Below are 1022 nucleotides of genomic sequence, written 5' to 3'. Positions count from 1 at the left end.
CGATCCTGCGCAGTCCGGAAAACCAGCGCTGGGTGACGGCGATGGACATTGCCATTGGCCAGGCGCATTGCCTTGACGACCCGCGGATGCGCGAGGTGTTGGTGGCGATTGCGGATTGGAAGATGGATGAAGAGCAGTTTTTGAATACTAAAGGCTTATCAGGCTGGTCGCGACTCAGTGCTGAGGCTCAGGCCTTAGTAACCGCCAGTTACATGTACTACGACAAAGGCATTTTCCCGCCCACCGATGTGGTCTCTCTAGTACCGCCCTCCCTGCTTGCCGACACCGCTAAAGAAGGAGGTGCCGTGTGAGGGATGCTCAACACCAAACCCGGACTTTACCGAAACTCAAACCCTACCTCTGGATCGCCGGCGTACTGCTGATCGTTTGGCTCGGCTTCGTCTGGTTGGTCCAAATCAAGGCACAGGAACTCAACATGGAATTGCGTGACATGAACAAAGTACTGCGCTGGGGAATCGCCGCTATTTTGGGGCCCTTGCTGCTGATCTTCAGCGTTCACTGGTGGGGCAACGCCGTGGCCAGTGAAAAGGCGAGGCTCGCTGCTTACAAAGCCAATGTCTTAGCGCAAATCGCCGAGCAGCAAGCCACGCAAGCGCGGACTTACGCGCTAGAAATACGGGGCGTGGGGCTGGGGATTTATCAGGATCATCAATCTGAAATCTGGCAGTTCATCAAAAAGAAAAACGACAACTTTGCTTCAATTTACTCTCGTGACCCCAAGGACTATAAGGCGTCACTAAGATCCAGACAAAACTCCAGAGATATCAAAATCCGCGTTGCCTTCAAACATTCGGCAGGCGAATCAGTCGCATATTGGCCGATTCCAGTGTTTGCACTAGGCCCTCCAGACCCATACGAGAAGGGCTACCGAGCCGCCGGCCTGATTAACTCAGGTCGTAATAAGGCAACTCTGGGGGTTACCCAATTTCTCTGGCAGGACGATGAAAGCACCACGCACGCGCAAGGCATGATTGAGCGACTGTTTCAGTTTTTTGATGACA

At 53.5% G+C, this 1022-nt stretch carries 2 protein-coding genes; both read left to right on the top strand.

Annotated elements, in window-relative coordinates:
• A partial coding sequence (locus tag BVK86_RS28935; protein WP_139315825.1) for an effector protein Tle3 domain-containing protein occupies nucleotides 1-311 on the top strand: 311 nt, incomplete at its 5' end.
• Nucleotides 308-1022 (top strand): type VI lipase adapter Tla3 domain-containing protein (locus BVK86_RS28930; RefSeq protein WP_139315824.1); only part of this gene is annotated, 715 nt, incomplete at its 3' end. The genes BVK86_RS28935 and BVK86_RS28930, both read left to right, overlap by 4 nt.

The organism is Pseudomonas reinekei (genome assembly GCF_001945365.1).
GTDB classification, from domain to species: domain Bacteria; phylum Pseudomonadota; class Gammaproteobacteria; order Pseudomonadales; family Pseudomonadaceae; genus Aquipseudomonas; species Aquipseudomonas reinekei.
This window is presented reverse-complemented; position numbering and strand designations above follow the sequence as displayed.